Annotated in this window: 19 protein-coding genes; 8 read left to right on the top strand and 11 right to left on the bottom strand. The window is 72.2% G+C overall.

Annotated elements, in window-relative coordinates:
- Window positions 1–33: 33 nt before the first annotated feature.
- Window positions 34–330, bottom strand: coding sequence for a hypothetical protein (locus tag ACZ434_RS23360; RefSeq protein ID WP_468458849.1), 297 nt, complete (start codon window positions 328–330; stop codon window positions 34–36).
- 95 nt (window positions 331–425) lie between these two features.
- Here ACZ434_RS23360 and ACZ434_RS23355 point away from each other — a divergent pair, with 95 nt between their 5' ends.
- Complete coding sequence (locus ACZ434_RS23355; RefSeq protein WP_468458847.1) at window positions 426–1,307, top strand: oxygenase MpaB family protein; 882 nt, start codon at window positions 426–428, stop codon at window positions 1,305–1,307.
- Between the two features lie 22 nt (window positions 1,308–1,329).
- Here the strand turns inward: ACZ434_RS23355 and ACZ434_RS23350 are convergent, their stop codons facing one another.
- Window positions 1,330–1,929: a class I SAM-dependent methyltransferase gene (locus ACZ434_RS23350; protein ID WP_468458845.1), complete on the bottom strand. Its 600-nt coding sequence runs from the start codon at window positions 1,927–1,929 to the stop codon at window positions 1,330–1,332.
- Window positions 1,930–2,175: 246 nt separating this feature from the next.
- Window positions 2,176–2,604 (bottom strand): PPOX class F420-dependent oxidoreductase, encoded by a 429-nt coding sequence (locus tag ACZ434_RS23345; protein WP_468458843.1) that lies wholly within the window; start codon window positions 2,602–2,604, stop codon window positions 2,176–2,178.
- A 118-nt stretch (window positions 2,605–2,722) separates the two neighbouring features.
- Here ACZ434_RS23345 and ACZ434_RS23340 point away from each other — a divergent pair, with 118 nt between their 5' ends.
- Together ACZ434_RS23340 and ACZ434_RS23335 are read left to right on the top strand one after the other, a co-directional pair.
- Window positions 2,723–3,130: a roadblock/LC7 domain-containing protein gene (locus tag ACZ434_RS23340; protein WP_468458841.1), complete on the top strand. Its 408-nt coding sequence runs from the start codon at window positions 2,723–2,725 to the stop codon at window positions 3,128–3,130.
- 127 nt (window positions 3,131–3,257) lie between these two features.
- Window positions 3,258–4,181 (top strand): DUF6397 family protein, encoded by a 924-nt coding sequence (locus ACZ434_RS23335; protein WP_468458839.1) that lies wholly within the window; start codon window positions 3,258–3,260, stop codon window positions 4,179–4,181.
- Between the two features lies 1 nt (window position 4,182).
- On the opposite strand, the gene ACZ434_RS23330 is transcribed toward ACZ434_RS23335, so the two are convergent.
- On the bottom strand, window positions 4,183–5,049 hold the full coding sequence (locus ACZ434_RS23330; RefSeq protein WP_468458837.1) for an acyl-CoA thioesterase: 867 nt from the start codon (window positions 5,047–5,049) through the stop codon (window positions 4,183–4,185).
- 19 nt (window positions 5,050–5,068) lie between these two features.
- A complete protein-coding gene (locus ACZ434_RS23325) occupies window positions 5,069–7,612 on the bottom strand; it encodes a DEAD/DEAH box helicase (RefSeq protein ID WP_468459149.1) in 2,544 nt (847 codons plus the stop codon).
- A 115-nt stretch (window positions 7,613–7,727) separates the two neighbouring features.
- On the opposite strand from ACZ434_RS23325, the gene ACZ434_RS23320 reads away from it, so the two are divergent.
- Entirely contained in the window at window positions 7,728–8,522 is a 795-nt protein-coding gene (locus ACZ434_RS23320; RefSeq protein ID WP_468458835.1) for a metal-dependent hydrolase, read from the top strand.
- A gap of 41 nt (window positions 8,523–8,563) precedes the next feature.
- Here ACZ434_RS23320 and ACZ434_RS23315 read toward each other — a convergent pair whose 3' ends face one another.
- The 5 genes from ACZ434_RS23315 to ACZ434_RS23295 all read right to left on the bottom strand — a co-directional run bounded on the left by ACZ434_RS23315 (window position 8,564) and on the right by ACZ434_RS23295 (window position 14,173).
- Entirely contained in the window at window positions 8,564–8,818 is a 255-nt protein-coding gene (locus ACZ434_RS23315; RefSeq protein ID WP_468458833.1) for a type B 50S ribosomal protein L31, read from the bottom strand.
- Between the two features lie 51 nt (window positions 8,819–8,869).
- A complete protein-coding gene (locus tag ACZ434_RS23310; RefSeq protein WP_468458831.1) occupies window positions 8,870–9,340 on the bottom strand; it encodes a DUF5709 domain-containing protein in 471 nt (156 codons plus the stop codon).
- A gap of 494 nt (window positions 9,341–9,834) precedes the next feature.
- A complete protein-coding gene (locus ACZ434_RS23305) occupies window positions 9,835–11,616 on the bottom strand; it encodes an ABC transporter ATP-binding protein (protein ID WP_468458829.1) in 1,782 nt (593 codons plus the stop codon).
- The gene (locus ACZ434_RS23300; protein WP_468458827.1) at window positions 11,613–13,433 is read right to left on the bottom strand and encodes an ABC transporter transmembrane domain-containing protein; all 1,821 of its coding nucleotides are present in this window, start codon (window positions 13,431–13,433) and stop codon (window positions 11,613–11,615) included. Before ACZ434_RS23300 ends, ACZ434_RS23305 begins: the two co-directional genes overlap by 4 nt.
- 275 nt (window positions 13,434–13,708) lie before the next feature.
- Window positions 13,709–14,173, bottom strand: a complete 465-nt coding sequence (locus ACZ434_RS23295; RefSeq protein WP_468458825.1) for a MarR family winged helix-turn-helix transcriptional regulator — start codon at window positions 14,171–14,173, stop codon at window positions 13,709–13,711.
- 106 nt (window positions 14,174–14,279) lie between these two features.
- Here ACZ434_RS23295 and ACZ434_RS23290 point away from each other — a divergent pair, with 106 nt between their 5' ends.
- On the top strand, window positions 14,280–16,082 hold the full coding sequence (locus ACZ434_RS23290; RefSeq protein ID WP_468458824.1) for an ABC transporter ATP-binding protein: 1,803 nt from the start codon (window positions 14,280–14,282) through the stop codon (window positions 16,080–16,082).
- Between the two features lie 43 nt (window positions 16,083–16,125).
- Window positions 16,126–16,971, top strand: a complete 846-nt coding sequence (gene mltG / locus ACZ434_RS23285) for an endolytic transglycosylase MltG (protein WP_468458823.1) — start codon at window positions 16,126–16,128, stop codon at window positions 16,969–16,971.
- 13 nt (window positions 16,972–16,984) lie between these two features.
- Here the strand turns inward: mltG and ACZ434_RS23280 are convergent, their stop codons facing one another.
- Entirely contained in the window at window positions 16,985–18,064 is a 1,080-nt protein-coding gene (locus ACZ434_RS23280) for an NAD(P)-binding domain-containing protein (RefSeq protein WP_468458821.1), read from the bottom strand.
- A gap of 82 nt (window positions 18,065–18,146) precedes the next feature.
- On the opposite strand from ACZ434_RS23280, the gene ACZ434_RS23275 reads away from it, so the two are divergent.
- Entirely contained in the window at window positions 18,147–18,569 is a 423-nt protein-coding gene (locus tag ACZ434_RS23275; RefSeq protein WP_468458819.1) for a secondary thiamine-phosphate synthase enzyme YjbQ, read from the top strand.
- Window positions 18,570–18,636: 67 nt separating this feature from the next.
- Window positions 18,637–19,110, top strand: a complete 474-nt coding sequence (locus ACZ434_RS23270; RefSeq protein ID WP_468458817.1) for a recombinase family protein — start codon at window positions 18,637–18,639, stop codon at window positions 19,108–19,110.
- Window positions 19,111–19,288 lie beyond the last annotated feature (178 nt).

Below are 19,288 nucleotides of genomic sequence, written 5' to 3'. Positions count from 1 at the left end.
ACGGGGCGAATCGGCCACGCACCGGCGGGCGGCTCAGGCGGCCGGCAGCCCCAGCAGCGCCCGCGCGACCGCCCCCGGGGACTCGTTGCGCTCCCGCGCGAGCGCGACGACCGCACGGCACGCCAGCTCGTTCACCCCGAACGACAGCGCCTCCGGCGACACCCAGCCCGCCGCCTCGTCGATCCTGTCCTGATCGTCCTCCGCGCACGCCGACACATAGACCGCGGCCGCCTCGAACAGGTTGTGCGGACGCTCCGCGGGCCCGGAGCGTTTCTCCGTCCGCAGACTGCCGGTCACCCTGCTCCCGATCCCCCGCACCCTCTCCCACATACGCCCGCCTTCCCCTGCGCAGTTGTCCTCACCGACCGTTCATCTCCTGCTGCTCAACGTAGAGTTGCAGCTTCGACGGCAGAAGGGGCAGAACGGTGCGGCGCTTCGAACGGCTGGAACGGATCCGGCGGATGGACCCCTACCGGGAGGCCACGGAGATCTACCGGCTCAGCTCGGCCTACGAGTTTCCCTGGGACTACACCAGGGCCCTGGAACTGGCTCTCTACCGAACCTACGCCGTGCCCCGCATCGGCCGGCTGCTCGCCGAGACGGCCGAGCTCACCGAACGTTCCCAGAAGCGCTACGACGACACCTCGCTCCTCCTGGACGCCGTCGTGGAGCACGGATTCGGCAGTGCCCGGGGCAGGACCGCGATCCGCCGCATCAACCGGATGCACCACGCCTACGACATCCACGACGACGACATGCGTTACGTCCTGTGCACGTTCGTGGTGATGCCCCGACGGTGGATCGACGCCTACGGCTGGCGCAGGCTGTCGCGGCACGAGATCGTGGCGACCACCGTCCACTACCGGACCCTGGGCCGGCACATGGGGATCAAGGACATCCCCGGCTCCTACGAGGAGTTCGAAGACTGCCTGGACGCCTACGAGGAGGAGCACTTCGACTGGGACGAGGACGCACGGCGGGTCTCGGACGCCACCCTCGACCTCATGGCCTCCTGGTACCCGCGTGCGCTCGCCCCCGTGCTGCGCACGGCCACGCTCGCCCTGCTCGACGATCCCCTGCTGCGCGCCTTCCGCTACCCCCCGCCGAGCGCGGCCACGCGCGCGTGGGTGCGCCGCGCGGTCCGGCTGCGGGGCCGCGCGGTCCGGCTGCTGCCGCCCCGCGACGCCCCGCACTTCGCGCGCCAGAACCGGGAGATCAAAAGCTACCCCGACGGCTACCGGCTGGCGGACCTGGGCACCAGCCCCGTACCGGGACTGCGAGGCTGTCCGGTACGGCACCCGGACTGAACGCCGGGCGGACGGCGGGGGTTCAGCCCACGCGCGCGGCCAGCGCCAGGAACCGGGTGTCCTCGTCGGTGTACGAGGTCATGCGCCAGCCCGAACGCGTCAGCAGGGCCCGCAGATTCGGCTCCGCGCGGAGGTCGTCCGGTGTGATCGTGCGGCCCTGCCGGGCGGCGAGCGCCGCCCGGCCGATCGGATGGAACAGCGCCAGCACCCCGCCGGGCCGCACCACGCGCGCGATCTCGCGCAGGTTCCCCGCCGGGTCGGGCAGATGGGCGATCAGCCCGGCCGCGAACACCGCGTCCAGCGAGGAGGAGCGCAGCGGGAGGGCGGTGACGTCGGCCAGCAGCAGCAACCCGTCGCGGTCCCGTCCGGCCCGTGCCGCCGCCCCCAGCATCGCCGGGGTCAGATCGGCACCGAGGACCACGCCCGAGGGCCCCACGGCCGCCCGCAGCGGCGTCAGGGCCCGCCCGGTGCCGCAGCCCGCGTCGAGCACCCGGTCGCCCAGCCGCAGCCCGAGCCCGGCCACCGCGGCCGCGTAGGCCGGGCCGTCGTCGGGGAAGCGGCGGTCCCAGTCGGCGGCACGCGCGGTGAAGAACTCCTGGACGTGTGTGTGATCGTCGCTCATGCTCCGCATGATTCCTCACCGGGACGAGCGACACCGCTGCGCACACGTTCGAACGGGACGCGGTCGTTCCGGTGCACCCCTGCGTCAGCCGGCCCGCCCTTCGGGCGAACGACGGGACTGTGACGACAGGACCGACTCGGGGAAGGAGGTGCTGAGCCGCCTCGCCGAGTACGCCGGACGGATGCGCACCGCCCGGCTGCTCGACCCGGTCGGGCGACGGCGGGGGCAGTGGCCCGCGGCGGCGCGTCAGCCCGCGACGTCGCCCTCCGCCACGACCTTCTCGACGCCGACGCGGACGAGGAGTTCGCCGGGCACGGCGTTGCGCGCCCCGAACTCCTCGGCCCGGTCCTCGCCCATGTACCGCGCGCCGATCCGGGCGGCCCAGTGCCGGAGCTCATCCGGGTCCGCCGAGAGCCGCGCCCGGCCCTGCAGCACCACGAAGGCGAACGGCGGCCGGTCGTCGTCCACGCAGAGGGCGACCCGCCCGTCACGGGCCAGGTTGCGTCCCTTCACGGTCCGCTCCCCGGTGTTGAACACCACGTCGTTCCCGTCGAGCAGGAACCAGACCGGCGCCACATGGGGGCTGCCGTCGGCACGGACGGTGGACAGTTTCGCGGTGCGGGTTCCGCAGGAGACGAACTCCCGCCACTCTTCCTCGGTCATCTTGTGTCCCATGGCCTCCATCCTCCTTGCCCGGGGCCCGGTCGTGGGGAAGGCTGGCGTGGGGACCCTCCCGGCGGAGGGGACGGCACGCGGGGAACACCACGGGGAAGATCAGGGGGAGATTCACGACATGGGGCAGAACCAGGGACTCGACTGGCTGCTGGACGACCTGACCCAACGCGTCGCACACGTACGGCACGCGCTGGTCCTGTCGAACGACGGGCTGGTGACGGGCGCGAGCACCGGACTGCGCCGTGAGGACGCGGAGCACCTCGCCGCCGTGTCGTCCGGACTGCACAGCCTCGCCAAGGGCTCGGGGCGGCACTTCGGCGCGGGAGGGGTGCGCCAGACGATGGTCGAGTTCGACGACGCGGTGCTCTTCGTCACCGCCGCCGGCACCGGCAGCTGTCTGTGCGTGCTCAGCGGCGCCGAGGCCGACATCGGCCAGATCGGGTACGAGATGACGCTCCTGGTCAACCGGGTCGGTGAACACCTGGACGTGGACGCCCGCGGACCGAAACCCGGAACAGAGCTCTGACCTGCTCGTTCGTCCTCTCCCGTGGAGTTGTCCACAGGCTCGCCACGGAACGTGACGGAGCGGCTACGGTTCTTCCGGGCGGGCGCACCAGGCGCCGGCCGCACACCACTCCACGGGGGAGACGAGCATGCCCGGCCACCACACCCTCACGCACGGGACCACAGCCACCGCCGAGCGCGTCACGCCGGACCGTGACACCTGGATCACGACCGGCCGCGCGGCGCGGGAACTCTGCCTCAAACCCACCGAGTTCGACCTCGCCGTGCGACTCGGCCGGGTCCGCACGGCCCCCGGCGAGGGCGGCGTGGGCCGGCGCGTCGCCCGGGCCGAGATCGAGCGGCTGCGGGCCGGGCCGGGGTTTCCCGAGACCCTGCGCCGGAGCGTGCGGGCCGTGGGCACCACGGAGGGCGCGGCCCTCATGGAGATGCCGAGGACCCGTTTCACCCGCCTGGCGCGGCTGGGACTGCTGGTGCCCGTGAAGTTCTACCCGAACCGCTACCGCGCCGTGGTCTGGCTCTACCTGGCCGACGAGCTCCGGCTGTTCGCGGACGACGCCGGGAACGCGCCGCTGCTGACGGGACGCATGCCCGGGAACCTCAGGAGTCAGCTCGACACCGGCCTCGACCTGCGTCCGCGCAACTGGCGCACCCGGCACCTGGGTTTCCTGCTCCGCCAGGCCGAGGGGCCCTGGGCGCGGGCCGGAGCCGTGGCGTCGCTGCTCGGTCCGCCGCAGGTGGCCGAGGCCGTCCCGGACCCCCGCGACCGGTCCCGGCTGTCGGGGTTCCGCGAGCCGCCGCCCTCCCACGGAGCACCCGGCTCACCCGCCTTCCACATCGCCGAAGACCTCATGACCGCCCAGGATCCGGACGAGATCGCCTGGCTGCAGTCCGAACTGACCCGGCTGACGCACGAGGCACGGGAACAAGGGGCGGCGCCCGGCCCCGCCGCTCCGTGCCCTGGACCGGACCACCGGCGAACACCCCGGGCCGTCGCACCGGCCCGCGAGACACCCCGGCGCCTGTTCGCCCGCTGGCGGCGCGGAAACCGGTGACCTACAGCGCCCGGAACAACCCCTCCTGCACGACCGACACCAGCATCCGGCCGTTCAGGTCGTAGATCCGCCCGCGGGCCAGACCCCGGCCGCCCGTGGCGATCGGCGACTCCTGGTCGTACAGGAACCACTCGTCCGCCCGGAACGGGCGGTGGAACCACATGGCGTGGTCCAGCGACGCCATGTCGAAGCCGCGCGGCCCCCACAGCGGCTCCACGGGGATCCGCACGGCGTCCAGGAGGGTCATGTCACTGGCGTAGGTCAGGGCGCAGGTGTGCACCAGCGGGTCGTCGCCGAGCGGGCCGACCGCGCGCATCCACACCGCGCTGCGCGGCTCCGCGCCCTCGACGTCGTCGGCGTTCCAGCGCAGCCGGTCGACATAGCGGATGTCGAAGGGCTGCCGGCGCGCCATCCGCTCCAGCTGCTCAGGAAGCGCGCCCAGATGCTCACGGATCTCGTCGGTGACCGTCGGCAGCGACTCCGGGTCCGGGACCTTCCGGGCCGGCGGCAGCTGGTGCTCGAAACTCCCCTGTTCAGGCTTGTGGAAGGAGGCGGTGAGATTGAAGATCGTACGGCCCTGCTGCACCGCGGTGACCCGGCGGGTGGTGAACGACCGGCCGTCCCGGACCCGTTCGACCTGGTACACGATGGGCACCCCGGGCCTGCCCGGACGCAGGAAGTACGCGTGCAGCGAGTGCACGGGACGGTCGCCCTCCGTGGTGCGGCCCGCGGCGACCAGTGCCTGCCCGGCCACCTGCCCCCCGAAGACCCGCTGCAACGACTCCTGCGGGCTGCGGCCGCGGAAGATGTCGACCTCGATCTGCTCCAGGTCGAGCAGGGCGACGAGGCTCTCGGCCGGATTGGTCATGGGTGGGATTCTCCTGTGTTCACAACTGGCCGACATCGGTGACCCGGACGACCGCACGGCCCTCGGCGTCGGAGGCGGTGAGGTCGACCTCGGCGCTGATGCCCCAGTCGTGGTCCCCGTTCGGATCGTCGAAGATCTGCCGGACCCGCCACAGCGCGTTCTCCGGCTCCTGCTCGATCAGCAGCAGCTTCGGGCCGCGGGCGTCGGGGCCGGTGCCCAGCTCCTCGTACTCGTCCCAGTACGTGTCCATCGCCTCGCCCCACGCTCCGGCGTCCCAGCCCGATTCGGCGTCCAGCTCACCCAGCTCCGCCACCTGGTCGAGGGCGGCGAGCTCGACCCGGCGGAACATGGCGTTGCGGACCAGCACGCGGAAGGCGCGCGCGTTGGCGGTGACGGGCTTGACCTGGTCGGCCTTCTCCTGCGCCTCCTCCGCGGTCATCTCCTCCGGATTGGCCAGCTGCTCCCACTCGTCGAGCAGGCTGGAGTCGACCTGGCGCACCATCTCGCCCAGCCAGGCGATCAGGTCCTCCAGGTCCTCCGACTTCAGGTCGTCCGGGACGGTGTGCTCCAGCGCCTTGTACGCGCTCGCGAGGTAGCGCAGCACGATGCCCTCGGTGCGGGCCAGTTCGTAGTGGGACACCAGCTCCGTGAAGGACATCGCCCGTTCGTACATGTCCCGGATCACGGACTTCGGCGAGAGCGGGTGGTCACCGACCCAGGGATGACTCTTGCGGTACGTGTTGTACGCGTGGAAGAGCAACTCCTCCAGCGGCTTCGGGTAGGTGACGTCCTGGAGGCGCTCCATGCGCTCCTCGTACTCCACCCCGTCCGCCTTCATCGCGGCGACCGCCTCACCGCGCGCCTTGTTCTGCTGGGCGGCGAGGATCTGACGCGGATCGTCCAGCGTGGACTCCACCACGGACACCATGTCCAGCGCGTACGACGGCGACTCCGGATCCAGCAGTTCGAACGCCGCCAGCGCGAACGTGGACAGCGGCTGGTTCAGCGCGAAGTCCTGCTGCAGATCCACGGTCAGGCGGACGATCCGGCCCTCCGCGTCCGGCCGGTCGAGCTTCTCGACGATGCCGCCGTCCAGCAGCGAACGGTAGATGGCGATCGCCCGCCGGATGTGCCGCAGCTGCTGCCTGCGCGGCTCGTGATTGTCCTCCAGCAGCCGGCGCATCGCCTCGAAGGCGTTGCCGGGCCGGGCGATCACCGACAGCAGCATCGTGTGCGTGACCCGGAAACGGGAGGTCAGCGGTTCCGGCTCGGACCCGATGAGCTTGTCGAAGGTCTGCTCGCTCCAGGCGACGAAACCCTCGGGCGCCTTCTTGCGCACGACCTTGCGGCGCTTCTTCGGATCGTCGCCCGCCTTCGCCAGGGCCTTCTCGTTCTCGATGACGTGCTCGGGGGCCTGGGCCACCACGAAACCCTCGGTGTCGAAACCCGCGCGTCCGGCCCGGCCGGCGATCTGGTGGAACTCACGGGCCCGCAACGTCCGTACGCGGTTGCCGTCGTACTTGGTGAGCGCCGTGAACAGCACCGTGCGGATGGGGACGTTGACGCCCACACCGAGCGTGTCCGTGCCGCAGATGACCTTCAGCAGACCCGCCTGCGCGAGCTTCTCCACCAGCCGCCGGTACTTGGGCAGCATGCCGGCGTGATGCACACCGATGCCGTGCCGGACGTAACGCGACAGGTTGCGGCCGAACTTGGTGGTGAAGCGGAAGTTGCCGATGAGTTCGGCGATCCGCTCCTTCTCCTCGCGCGTGCACATGTTGATGCTCATCAGCGCCTGCGCCCGCTCCACCGCCTGCGCCTGAGTGAAGTGCACGATGTACACCGGCGCCTGCCGCGCCCCCAGCAGATCGGTGAGCGTCTCGGTGAGCGGCGTGTACCGGTACTCGTAGGACAGCGGGACCGGCCGGGTCGCCGAGCGGACCACGGCGGTGGGGCGACCGGTGCGGCGGGTGAGGTCCTTCTCGAAGAAGGAGACGTCGCCGAGCGTCGCCGACATCAGCACGAACTGCGCCTGCGGCAGCTCCAGAAGGGGGATCTGCCAGGCCCAGCCGCGGTCCGGTTCCGCGTAGAAGTGGAACTCGTCCATCACCACCTGACCCACGTCGGCGTCCTTGCCGTCCCGCAGCGCGATCGACGCCAGCACCTCGGCGGTGCAGCAGATGACCGGGGCGTCCGCGTTGACGGACGCGTCGCCGGTCAGCATGCCGACGTTCTCCGTGCCGAAGATCTTGCACAGTTCGAAGAACTTCTCCGACACCAGCGCCTTGATGGGCGCCGTGTAGAAGGTGACCTCGTCGCGTGCCAGGGCGGCGAAATGGGCTCCGGCCGCGATCATGCTCTTGCCGGAACCGGTGGGCGTCGACACGATCACGTTCGCGCCGGAGACCACCTCGATCAGCGCCTCCTCCTGGTGGGGGTAGAGCGTGAGACCGCGCTCCTGGGCCCACGACTCGAAGGCTTCGTACAGGGCGTCGGGGTCGGCGGTCGGCGGCAGCTGATCGATGAGGGTCACGCCCCCATCTTGCCTGCCCGCCGCCCCGATGCGGGAATCGGCTTCTGGCCCGAAGATCGCGAACGCTACGCTGTGTCGCCGGCGGGGTGTCCACGCGATGGGGCAACTGGACAGCGGCGAACGAGGAATGGGGCGGGCAACGGCGATGATGGGACCAGCACACTCACTGTCGGGCGCCGCGGCCTGGCTCGGTGTCGGTGCGGCGACGGCCGCGGCGGGACATCCGATGCCCTGGCCGGTGCTGCTGGCCGGCGCCCTGATCTGCGCCGGCGCCGCGCTCGCCCCCGACCTGGACCACAAGGCGGCCACCATCTCGCGGGCCTTCGGACCCCTGTCCCGCTGGCTGTGCGAAATCGTCGACAAGCTGTCCTACGCCGTCTACAAGGCGACCAGGAAGCAGGGCGACCCGCGCCGCTCCGGCGGGCACCGCACCCTGACGCACACCTGGCTGTGGGCCGTCCTCATCGGCGGCGGCACCGCGGCCCTGGCGATCACCGGCGGCCGCTGGGCGGTGCTGGCCATCCTCTTCGTGCACATGGTGCTGGCCATCGAGGGCCTGCTGTGGCGGGCGACCCGCGGCTCCAGCAGCGACGTCCTGGTGTGGCTGCTGGCGGCGACCAGCGCCTGGATCATCGCGGACATCCTCGACCAGCCGGGCAACGGCTCCGACTGGCTGTTCACCGCGCCCGGCCAGGAGTACCTGTGGCTGGGGCTGCCCATCGTGCTGGGCGCGCTGGTGCACGACATCGGGGACGCGCTGACCGTCTCCGGCTGTCCGATCCTGTGGCCGATACCGGTGGGCCGCAGGCGCTGGTACCCGATAGGCCCGCCCAAGGCGATGCGGTTCCGTGCGGGCAGCTGGGTCGAGCTGAAGGTGCTGATGCCCGCGTTCATGCTGTTGGGCGGCGTGGGCTGCGCGGCGGCGCTCAACGTGATCTGACGCCGCGGCCCGGCCCGGACCCGGCCGGGGCCCCGCGGAATTCAGCCGCTGGCGTCACCGCCGTACCGGCGCTCGAAGCGCGCCACACGGCCTTCCGTGTCCACGGTGCGGGCCTTGCCCGTGTAGAACGGGTGGCTCTCCGAGGAGATCTCCACGTCCACCACCGGGTACGTCTCGCCGTCGTCCCACTCGATGGTCTGTTCGCTGGTCGCCGTGGACCGTGTGAGGAAGGCGTATCCTGCGGCACGGTCACGGAAGACGACCGGCCGGTAGTCGGGGTGCTTGTCCTGCTGCATGGATGCTCCTCGGGCGACTCGGACCCGCGCTGCGGCGGGGGAGGGGCGGGGTCAGCCGGGCAGGGTGTCCTCGTCGACGACGTGCACGGCGGCCTCCTCGGCGGAGGCGGCGGCGCCGTCGATGCCGACGTCCATGGCGACCAGGGCCTCCTCCTCGTCCTCGTGCGCCCCTTCGTCGGGGGCCACGAGCCGGCCGGAGCGAGCGGCGCCGACCTCGTTGTCCAGGAGTTCCCCGTCGGTGCCCGACGAATCCCCGAGGCCGTCGCCGTTCATGGCGGCGGGATCCGGGAGCTCTTCGGCGAGCCGCTGGTCGAGTGTCTCGCCCTCGTGGCGCTCGGCCGCCGTCACGCCGTGGTGCTCCACGGCCCAGGGCCGCTCCGGAGGGGACCAGCCCCGGTCGAGGGGGTCGGCGACGCCGTCGTTCTCCAGGGTGTCCTCGGCGTCGAGCAGTCCGGCGTCGTCCTGAATCTCGGACGCGTCGGGCTGGTAGACATCGTCTCCCCAACCGTCCGCGCTGTTCACGGATACCTCCAGGGGGTGGGGGCGGGCCCGTTCCCGCCGCGGCCCGCGCCGGGCCGTCTGCACGGGGCGCCGGCGCCGCCCGTTCCCGGTCCGTCGGGCTCCGGGCGCTCCCCGAGCCGGTGCCTGACTCCAGCCTTCCACCGCAGTTCCCCACCGCGCAACGGCACACTTCCCGCAGGCGGCCCGCCGACCCCTCGCCCCGCCCCCTCCACCCTTGTCCATCCGTCATACCCGAGCACGCCCCCGCCCACCGGCACCCCCGGGATACCCCCTGCTCGGGGCTTCCCCGGGCCCGGTGGGCCCCCGTCCGCCTTGGCCGACCGGCACGCCCGAGCGCGCCACCCCGCCCACCAGGTGCCCCCAGGGCCCCCTGCTCGGTGCTTCGTCCGGCCCGGAGGGACCCTCCGGGCCGGGCCGGGCGGACAGGACGGTTGGGTGGGACGCGGTGTCCCGAGGCCTGCCGTTGGTCGGGGGTGTCTCGGGACGGTGGTGGGTCATCCGTGCCAGGACCGCCACAGCGCCGCGTACGCGCCGTTCGCAGCGACGAGTTCGTCGTGGCTGCCCAGCTCGCTGATGCGGCCGTCCTCCACCACGGCGATGACGTCCGCGTCATGGGCGGTGTGCAGCCGGTGGGCGATGGCCACGACCGTCCGGCCGTCCAGGACCCGGGCCAGGGAGCGTTCCAGGTGACGCGCCGCGCGCGGGTCGAGCAGCGAGGTCGCCTCGTCCAGGACCAGCGTGTGCGGGTCGGCCAGCACCAGCCGGGCCAGCGCGATCTGCTGGGCCTGGGCCGGAGTGAGCGCGAACCCGCCCGAGCCGACCTCGGTGTCCAGGCCGTCGTCGAGCGCACGCGCCCACCCGTCCGCGTCGACCGCCCCGAGCGCCGCCCACAGCTCGGCGTCCTCGGCGTTCGTGCGGGCGAGCCGCAGATTGTCGCGCAGGGAGCCCACGAAGACATGGTGCTCCTGGTTGACCAGGGCCACGTGGGCCCGCACCCGCTCGGCGGTCATCCGCGACAGCTCGGCGTCGCCCAGGGTGACCCGCCCGTCCCGGGGCGCGTAGATCCCGGCGAGCAGCCGGCCCAGCGTGGACTTGCCCGCGCCCGAGGGGCCGACCAGCGCCAGCCTGGTCCCGGGTGCGACCTCCAGGGACACCTCGCGCAGGACGTCCACGCCCTCCTGGTAGCCGAAGTGCACCCGGTCCGCGTGGACCCGGCGCCCGTCGGGGGCCAGCGCGGCGTCGCCGGCGTCGGGCTCGATGTCCCGGACCCCGACCAGCCGGGCCAGCGACACCTGTGCCACCTGCAGCTCGTCGTACCAGCGCAGGATCAGCCCCACCGGGTCCACGAGCATCTGCGCGATCAGCGCGCCCGTGGTCAGCTGGCCGACACCGATCCAGCCCTGCAGGACGAACACCCCGCCGATCATCAGCACCGAGCCGAGCACCGTCACATGCGTGATGTTGACGACGGGGAACAGCACCGACCGCAGCCAGAGCGTGTAGCGCTCCCAGGCGGTCCACTCCCCGACCCGCTGGTCGGTCAGCGCCACGCGACGCGTGCCGAGGCGGTGCGCCTCCACCGTCCGCCCCGCGTCCACGGTCTCGGCGAGCGCGGCGGCCACCGCGGCGTACCCGGCCGCCTCGGAGCGGTAGGCGGCCGGCGCCCGCCGGAAGTACCAGCGGCATCCCACCACCAGCAGCGGAACGGCGAGCAGCACGGCCGGTGCGAGGCCGGGCGCCGTGACGACCAGTCCGCCCAGCAGCAGCACCACCCACACCACGCCGATGGCCAGCTGGGGCACGGCTTCCCGCATGGCGTTGCCGAGCCGGTCGATGTCGGTGGTGATCCGCGAGAGCAGGTCGCCCGTGCCGGCCCGTTCCAGGACGCCCGGCGGCAGTCCGACCGACCGCACCAGGAAGTCCTCGCGCAGATCGGCCAGCATCCGCTCGCCGAGCATCGCCCCGCGCAGCCGGACCTGCCGGACGAACACCGCCTGGACGACCAGCGCGAGCACGAAGAACCCCGCGGTGAGCCCCAGGTGCAGCTCCCGCTCCCGCTCCGAGACCCGCTCCACCAGTCCGCCCAGCAGATACGGGCCGACCATGGAGGCGATCACGGCGACCGTGTTCACGGTGACCAGCAGCAGGAAGGCCCGCCGGTGCCGCCGCAGCAGCTCCGTGACGTAGGCGCGCACGGTCGCGGGCGCGCCCACGGGCAGGGTGGCGGCCTCGGTGGGGGCCGCCGGGTTGTAGGCCGGTGGCGCCACGCCGATCATGCTGTCTCCTCGATCTCTTCGAGCTTCTCCAGCCGGTGCAGGGCCCCGCCCTCGCGCAGGACCGGTGCCTCGCCCGGCGCGGCCTCGTCCTCGGTCTCGCGTGTCACCACGGCCCGGTACCGGGGCTCGGTGCGCACCAGTTCCCGGTGTCCGCCGACCGCCGCGACGGTGTCGCCGTGCAGGAACACCACCCGGTCGGCGCGGTCCAGCAGCAGGGGGGAGGAGGTGAACACCACGGTGGTGCGCCCCTCCCGCAGTCCGCGCACGCCCTGGGCGATCCGGGCCTCGGTGTGCGAGTCGACGGCCGAGGTCGGCTCGTCGAGGACCAGCACCTGCGGGTCCGTGACCAACGACCGGGCCAGTGCGAGCCGCTGGCGCTGCCCGCCCGACAGGGACCGCCCGCGTTCGGTGATGCGGGCGTCCATCGGATCCCCGGCGCCCAGCGAGCCCTGCACCAGCGCCGCGAGCACGTCCCCGCACTGCGCCGCGTCCAGCGCCTCGCGCGGGTCGACCGCACCGGACGCGGGCACGTCGAGCAGTTCGCGCAGGGTGCCGGAGAGCAGCACCGGATCCTTGTCCTGCACGAGGACGGCGCCGCGGGCGCGGTCCAGCGGCAACTCGTCGAGGGGAACCCCGCCGAGCAGCACCGAGGTGCCCTGCTCCGAGGCGTGCCCGCCGAGCCGTTCGGCCAGCCGTCCGGCCGCGTCGGGATCCCCGCAGACCACGGCGGTGAGCCGGCCCGCCGGGGCGAGCAGCCCGGTCGCCGGGTCGTACAGGTCACCGGCCGGTGCCTCGCCGGTCCGGGACCCCACGGTGTCCGTGGCCCGCTCCAGCGACAGCACACGCGCGGCCCGCCGGGCCGAGGGACGCGAGAAGGAGTACGCCATCGCGATCTCCTCGAAGTGCCGGATCGGATAGGTGAGCAGCATGACCGAGCTGTAGACGGTGACCAGTTCACCGACGGCGATCCGGCCGTCGCGGGCCAGATGGACGCCGTACCAGACCACGGTGATCAGCAGCAGCCCCGGCAGCAGCACCTGGATCGCGGCGATCAGCGACCACATCCGCGCGCTGCGCACGGCGGCGTGCCGCACCTCCTGGGAGGCGCGGCGGTAGCGGTCGAGGAACAGGTCCTCGCCGCCGATGCCGCGCAGGACGCGCAGGCCCGCGACGGTGTCGGAGGCCAGCTCGGTGGCCCGCCCGGCCTTCTCGCGCTGGATGTCGGCGCGCCGGGTGGCGGGGGGAAGCAGCGGCAGCACCGCAAGCGCCAGCACGGGCAGCCCCACGGCGACGACGACACCGAGCGCGGGCTGGTAGACCACCAGGCCGGCGCAGACCAGCGCGATCGTGACCGCCGCCGCGGTGAACCGCGACAGGGCCTCCACGAACCAGCCGATCTTCTCGACGTCACCGGTGGACACGGCCACCACCTCACCGGCGGCGACCCGCCGGGTCAGCGCGGAGCCCAGCGTCGCGGCCTTGCGGCCGAGCAGTTGCTGCACACGGGCGGCGGCGGTGATCCAGTTGGTGACGGCGGTGCGGTGCAGGAAGGTGTCCCCCACGGCGTTGCCCACGCAGGCCAGCGCCATCAGACCGCCGGCCAGGGCGAGCCTGCCCCCGGAGCGGTCGACGGCCGCCTGGACGGCGACGCCGACGCAGAACGGCAGCGAGGCGACGGAGACGAAGTGCAGCAGGCCCCACGCCAGTGACTTGAGCTGCCCGGACAGCTGGTTCCGGAAGAGCCACCACAGGAATCGGGAACCCGAGCGCGCGTCGGGCACCCCCGGGTCGGAATACGGAAGGTCTTGGATCTGCATGACGTCCCAGGGGCTCGGATCAGGAGGTGGCGGAAGAAGGGGAGTGAGAGGCGGGGGGAGCGGGAGGCGAGGGGACTGAACGGACGGACGGAGGGAGAACGGAAGGGAAGGACGCCTGCCGGTGAAGCGTTCACGGGCAGGCCTGCTCGCCGTCCGCGGACGGCGAGCAGCAAACCGTGACAGGTTGACCCCGCCACGCATGGCGGGGCAAGCGGTTTTCCACGCCACCGCACGGAACCGGCAGCCCCGCCGGCCGTACCCTCACCTCACCGGTGTCACACGGACGTCTCACGGCACGGCGGTGCGGTCTTCCCGTCGATCAGGGTGTCCAGCAACCCGCCCAGCGCCTCGCGCTGCTCCTCGCCCAGCGGGGCCAGGATCTCCTCCGCCGCCGCCCTGCGCGCCGCGCGCAACTCCCGCAGCGTGGCGCGCCCGTCGTCGGTGAGCTCGATCCGGATCACCCGCCGATTGGCCGGATCCGGCGCCCGCCGCACCTTGCCGCTCGCCTCCAGCCCGTCGACCAGCGTGGTGACGGCCCGCGGAACCACCTCCAGCCGCTCGGCCAGATCGGCCATGCGCGGCGGTGAGCCGTAGTGCGCCAGCGTGCGCAGCAGCCGGGACTGCGCCGGGGTGACACCGAGCTCACGCCGCTCCAGATGGCGCTTCTGGATGCGGTGCACCCGGCGGGTGAGCCGCAGCAGCTGCTCGGCCAGCAGGCCGTCGGGATCGGGGGCGGTCATGCGGGAACAATATCAGGATGACGTTCATTGTGAATATAGGTAACAATGAGCGTTGTTCCGCTCGCCCCGGGGGGCATCCTCCGGGCGTCCGTCCCGGAAGGAGACCATGCACCCCGATCACCCGGCAGACTGGATCCCGCCCGCCGGCACCGAGGAGCAACCCCGGCAGGTGCGGCGCATCCTGGGGCTCTTCCGCCCCTACCGCGGCCGACTCGCGATCGTCGGCCTGCTCGTCGGCGCCGCCTCGCTGGTCTCGGTCGCCACACCGTTCCTGCTGAAGACGATCCTCGATGTCGCCATCCCCGAGGGCCGCACCGGGCTGCTCAGCCTGCTCGCCCTCGGCATGATCCTCAGCGCGGTCCTCACCAGCGTCTTCGGCGTGCTGCAGACCCTGATCTCGACCACGGTCGGCCAGCGCGTCATGCACGACCTGCGCACCGCCGTCTACGGGCGGCTCCAGCGGATGTCGCTCGCCTTCTTCACCCGCACCCGCACCGGCGAGGTCCAGTCCCGCATCGCCAACGACATCGGCGGCATGCAGGCCACCGTGACCTCCACGGCGACCTCCCTGGTCTCCAACCTCACCAGCGTGGTCGCCACCGTCGTCGCGATGCTCGTACTGGACTGGCGGCTGACCGTCGTGTCGCTGGTGCTGCTGCCGGTCTTCGTCTGGATCAGCCGCCGCGTCGGCAACGAACGCAAGAAGATCACCACCCAGCGCCAGAAGCAGATGGCGGCGATGGCCGCCACGGTCACCGAGTCGCTCTCCGTCAGCGGCATCCTGCTCGGCCGCACCATGGGCCGCTCCGACTCCCTGACCGGCACCTTCTCGGAGGAGTCCGAGCGGCTGGTGGATCTGGAGGTGCGGTCCAACATGGCCGGCCGCTGGCGCATGGCCGTCATCACCATCGTCATGGCCGCCATGCCCGCGGTCATCTACTGGACGGCCGGCATCGCCCTGCGGACGGGCGGCCCGGAGGTCTCCATCGGTACCGTCGTCGCCTTCGTCTCGCTCCAGCAGGGCCTGTTCCGCCCGGCCGTGAGCCTGCTGTCGACCGGCGTCCAGATCCAGACCTCGCTCGCGCTCTTCCAGCGGATCTTCGAGTACCTGGACCTCCCCGTCGACATCACCGAGCGGGAGGATCCGGTGCGGCTCGACCGGATCAAGGGCGAGGTCCGTTTCGAGGACGTCACCTTCGGCTACGACGGCAAGGGCGGCCCGGTTCTCGACGGCATCGGCATCACCGTCCCCGCCGGCGGCAGCCTCGCCGTCGTCGGTCCGACCGGCGCCGGCAAGTCCACGCTCGGCCATCTGGTGCCGCGGCTGTACGACGTCACCGGCGGCCGGGTCACCCTCGACGGGGTCGACGTGCGCGACCTCGACTTCGACACGCTGGCCCGCGCGGTCGGCGTGGTCTCCCAGGAGACCTACCTCTTCCACGCCTCGGTCGCGGAGAACCTGCGGTTCGCCAAGCCGGACGCCACCGACGAGGAACTGCACGCGGCCGCGAGGGCGGCCCAGATCCACGACCACATCGCCGCACTGCCCGACGGGTACGACACGGTGGTCGGCGAGCGGGGCCACCGGTTCTCCGGGGGCGAGAAGCAGCGCCTGGCGATCGCCCGCACCATCCTGCGCGATCCGCCGGTCCTCGTCCTCGACGAGGCCACCAGCGCCCTGGACACCCGGACCGAGGCCGCCGTCCAGCAGGCCGTCGACGCCCTGTCGGCCGACCGCACCACGGTCACCATCGCCCACCGGCTGTCCACCGTGCGCGGTGCCGACCAGATCGTGGTCCTCGACGCCGGCCGCGTGGTCGAACGCGGCACGCACGAAGAGCTCCTCGCGCTCGACGGGCGCTATGCGGCCCTGGTCCGCCGGGACGCCCGACTGGAGCCGACAAGATGAAGATATGCCGGGTTTATGGCGTTATGCGGGTTACCGTGCCCGCATGCAGACCAACACTCCGTCACGGAACTCGATCCGACTGACGCGCCGGGGCCGGTTCGCCCTGGCGACGCTCGGGGCCGTCGTGGCCGGCACCGCCGTGGCGGTGCCGCTGCTGATCATGGACGGTGACGACGAGTCCCGCCCCACGACCCTGATCGTCCCGGAGGGCTGGCGGGCGAGCCAGGTGTACGCCGCCGTGGACAAGACCCTCGAGCTGCCCGCGGGCACCACGAAGAAGTCCCTCGCCAAGGTGGACCTGAAGCTCCCGAACGAGGCCGAGGGCAATCCGGAGGGCTACCTCTTCCCGGCCACCTATCCCCTCCAGGAGAACCCCACCCCGCAGAAACTGCTGGCGCGGATGGTCGACACGGCCAACAAGAAGTTCAACGGAGCCCCGATCGCGGCCGGCGCCCAGCGCAACGCGATGAACGTGTACCAGGCGGTCACCGTCGCGAGCATCGTCCAGGCCGAAGCCGCCACCAAGGCCGACATGGGCAAGGTGGCCCGGGTGATCTTCAACCGGCTGGAGCGCGGGATGCCGCTCCAGATGGACTCGACCGTCAGCTACGCCCTGAACCGCTCCACGCCGCGCACCACGAAGGCCGACACCGAGGTCGACAGTCCCTACAACTCCTACCGGCGCATGGGACTGCCGCCGACCCCGATCGACAATCCCGGCGAGGACGCGGTGCGCGCCGCGATCAGCCCGACCCCCGGCGACTGGCTCTACTTCGTCACGGTCGGGCCGGGCGACACCCGCTTCACCGCCGATCTCGCGGAACACCAGCGCAATCTGGCCGAGGCCGAAGCCCACCGGAAGAAGGCCGCGGAAGCGGCGGAGAAGTGAGCCTCCCGCACGGTCAGGCCGCGACCGGTTCCTGCCTCGTCAGCAGCCGCCCGATGTCCCGGACCGCAGCGCGTCCCGCCCGGTTGGCGCCGATGGTGCTCGCCGAGGGGCCGTAGCCGACCAGGTGGACACGCGGGTCGGCGACCGCCCGCGTCCCCTCCAGCCGGATGCCGCCGCCCGGCTCCCGCAGCCGCAACGGGGCGAGATGCCCGACCGCGGGCCGGAAACCGGTGGCCCACAGGATGACGTCGGCCGCCACCCGCCGCCCGTCCTCCCACCCCACACCGTCCGGCGTGACACGGTCGAACATCGGCTGCCGGTCGAGCACGCCGTCCGCGAGACCCTGCCGGATCGCGTCATTGAGCGGCAGTCCCGTCACCGAGACGACACTGCGCGGCGGGAGCCCCTGGCGCACCCGTTCCTCGACGAGCGCCACGGCCGCCCGCCCCGCCTCCTCGTCGAAGGGGCCCTCCCGGAAGACCGGGGGCCGCCGGGTCACCCACGTGGTGGCCGCCGCGTACGGGGCGATCTCCAGCAGGTGCTGGGTGCCCGACGCGCCGCCGCCGACCACGACCACCCGCTGCCCCGCGAACGCCTCGGGCCCCGGGTACTGAGCCGTGTGCAACTGCCGCCCCCGGAAGGTCTCCTGCCCCGGGTAGCGCGGCCGGAACGGCCGGTCCCAGGTGCCGGTGGCGTTGATCAGGGCCCGCGTCGCCCAAATGCCCTCCGAGGTCTCCACCAGCAGCCGCCCCTCGGGCCCCTCCCGCACCGCCCGCACGTCCACCGGCCGCCGTACCCGCAGGTCGAACGTCCGCTCGTAGCGGTCGAAGTACTCGCTGATCACCTCGGAGGAGGCCCGGGCGGGATCGGCGTCCGTGAGTTCCATGCCGGGCAGCGCGTGCATCCCGTGCACCGTGCCGTACGTCAGTGAGGGCCAGCGGAACTGCCAGGCGCCGCCCGGGCCGGGGGAGTGGTCGAGCACCACGAAGTCGCGGCCCGGCTCGAACCCGGTCCGCCGCAGATGGTAGGCGCTGGACAGTCCCGCCTGCCCGGCACCGATCACGACCACCTCGACCTCGCGCATATCGTTCACGTTTCTACCAACGCCGCGGAGGTCGTGGATCTTCCCGTCCGCCCTCCCGCGCCGCACCCGCCGCATCGGCCAGGATGGGGGCATGTCCGATGCCTTCAGCACCCGAGTCCTGACCATCACCACCGGTTCCGGTGAGCGGGTCGTCGACCTCACCGGCGACTGCGAGTCCTTCCTGCGGGAGACGGCGGCCGGCCGCGACGGCCTGCTGAACGTCTTCGTGCCGCACGCCACGGCCGGGATCGCCGTCATCGAGACCGGCGCCGGCAGCGACGACGACCTCCTGTCCGCCCTGCACACCCTGCTGCCCGCCGACGACCGCTGGCAGCACCGGCACGGCAGCCCCGGCCACGGACGCGACCACGTCCTGCCCGCCTTCGTACCGCCCCACGCGACCCTCCCCGTGGTGAACGGACGGCTGGAGCTGGGCACCTGGCAGTCGGTGTGCCTCGTCGACACGAACAAGGACAACCCCGACCGCCGGGTGCGGCTCAGCTTCCTCGGCTGACCAAGATCGTTCAGCTGGGGCGTGCCGCCGATTCTCCGTACCATGCGCGCTCGAACGGAGAGAAGAAATGCACGGTACGGACCTCAATGCGGTCGAACGTCCTTACGACGGATGCGGCAAGTGCCTGCTCGGAGTGCGGCGGCTGTCGCGCGTGAAGCTGGCGACGTCTTCGCCTGAGCGCCAGCGCGAGAACGTGCTCACTGCCGCCGCCTCCGTCGGGGCGCACATCATCGGCTGGCCGGACGACTGGGAGGTCTCCGGCACCACGGATCCCGTGACCCGCCCCAGCCTGGGCCCGTGGCTGCGTGACGAGAGAGGCCCGTGCGACGGCTTGGTCGCGGCAGCGGTGGACCGGCTCGGCCGCAAAGTCGTCGACTGCCTGAACACCGGCTACAAGATGCGGGACGAGAATAAGATGCTCGTCACGCACGGGCACGACGGAGCCTGGAATCTCGACAACCCCGCCGACGAGAACCGCTTCACCATGGAAAGCCTGGGGCGCGCAGATGGAACTGCGTGCGATCAAGCGGAGGAACGGTGACGCCGCCGTCAAGACCCGTGCCGCCGGCCGTCCGAAGGGCAAGCCATCGTACGGCTTCCAGTACGTGCGGAAGGTGATGGGAGGAAAGATCGATCAGGTCGAACTGCATCCGCACGCCTCCGAGGTGCTGCGGGAGGTCGCCCGTCACATCTTGGCCGATCCGGACAATGCCACCTGC

The sequence above is a fragment of the Streptomyces sp. NPDC030893 genome, from assembly GCF_055571535.1.
Note: the sequence above shows the minus strand (reverse complement) of the source record. Positions and strands in the feature narration are given on the sequence as shown.

Excerpts from the sequence above, each read along its gene's own strand:
- ACZ434_RS23360 (WP_468458849.1), bottom strand. The coding sequence starts at position 330 with ATGTGGGAGAGGGTGCGGGGGATCGGGAGCAGGGTGACCGGCAGTCTG.
- ACZ434_RS23350 (WP_468458845.1), bottom strand. The coding sequence starts at position 1,929 with ATGAGCGACGATCACACACACGTCCAGGAGTTCTTCACCGCGCGTGCC.
- ACZ434_RS23345 (WP_468458843.1), bottom strand. The coding sequence starts at position 2,604 with ATGGGACACAAGATGACCGAGGAAGAGTGGCGGGAGTTCGTCTCCTGC.
- ACZ434_RS23340 (WP_468458841.1), top strand. The coding sequence starts at position 2,723 with ATGGGGCAGAACCAGGGACTCGACTGGCTGCTGGACGACCTGACCCAA.
- ACZ434_RS23335 (WP_468458839.1), top strand. The coding sequence starts at position 3,258 with ATGCCCGGCCACCACACCCTCACGCACGGGACCACAGCCACCGCCGAG.
- ACZ434_RS23330 (WP_468458837.1), bottom strand. The coding sequence starts at position 5,049 with ATGACCAATCCGGCCGAGAGCCTCGTCGCCCTGCTCGACCTGGAGCAG.
- ACZ434_RS23320 (WP_468458835.1), top strand. The coding sequence starts at position 7,728 with ATGATGGGACCAGCACACTCACTGTCGGGCGCCGCGGCCTGGCTCGGT.
- ACZ434_RS23315 (WP_468458833.1), bottom strand. The coding sequence starts at position 8,818 with ATGCAGCAGGACAAGCACCCCGACTACCGGCCGGTCGTCTTCCGTGAC.
- ACZ434_RS23305 (WP_468458829.1), bottom strand. The coding sequence starts at position 11,616 with ATGATCGGCGTGGCGCCACCGGCCTACAACCCGGCGGCCCCCACCGAG.
- ACZ434_RS23300 (WP_468458827.1), bottom strand. The coding sequence starts at position 13,433 with ATGCAGATCCAAGACCTTCCGTATTCCGACCCGGGGGTGCCCGACGCG.
- ACZ434_RS23295 (WP_468458825.1), bottom strand. The coding sequence starts at position 14,173 with ATGACCGCCCCCGATCCCGACGGCCTGCTGGCCGAGCAGCTGCTGCGG.
- ACZ434_RS23290 (WP_468458824.1), top strand. The coding sequence starts at position 14,280 with ATGCACCCCGATCACCCGGCAGACTGGATCCCGCCCGCCGGCACCGAG.
- mltG (WP_468458823.1), top strand. The coding sequence starts at position 16,126 with ATGCAGACCAACACTCCGTCACGGAACTCGATCCGACTGACGCGCCGG.
- ACZ434_RS23275 (WP_468458819.1), top strand. The coding sequence starts at position 18,147 with ATGTCCGATGCCTTCAGCACCCGAGTCCTGACCATCACCACCGGTTCC.
- ACZ434_RS23270 (WP_468458817.1), top strand. The coding sequence starts at position 18,637 with ATGCACGGTACGGACCTCAATGCGGTCGAACGTCCTTACGACGGATGC.